We start from the raw sequence: 383 nt of genomic DNA, 5'->3' as shown, positions 1-383 counted from the left end.
GTATACCGGGCCCCAGTGAGTCACTTGGCCGCGAAGCGCACCCGCTTGTCGTCAAGCACCAGCTTCACGCCGGCAAGGTCGGCCACCCGCTGCATTGCCGTACCCGCTGGTATCTCGTTGAACGACAACGTGACCGGTGCATGGCCCAGCACCTCCGGATTGACGAGCGTCCAGCCCGCCTTCGCCGCTATCGATTCCGCCACGGCACGCGCCGTGCCGTTCGTGACATGCTCGGTGACCTTGACCGGCGAAGCTTCGGCAACCGCCCGTGCCGGGCAGCCAGCCTGCGGCGTGACGTCGATGACATACGCGTACTTGCCATCGACTCCGGTACCTGCGGCGTGGAATTTCTGCCCAAGCGCGCCAAGCAGCTGGCTGTGCGC

The 383-nt window shown here is 66.1% G+C and carries 1 pseudogene; it reads right to left on the bottom strand.

Going from position 1 to position 383, the window contains the following annotated elements:
* Window positions 1-20: 20 nt before the first annotated feature.
* Window positions 21-383: pseudogene (locus UUA_RS18225) on the bottom strand (M56 family metallopeptidase); the annotation flags it as partial.

Source organism: Rhodanobacter thiooxydans LCS2, assembly GCF_000264375.1.
Classification (GTDB): domain Bacteria; phylum Pseudomonadota; class Gammaproteobacteria; order Xanthomonadales; family Rhodanobacteraceae; genus Rhodanobacter; species Rhodanobacter thiooxydans.
This window is presented reverse-complemented; position numbering and strand designations above follow the sequence as displayed.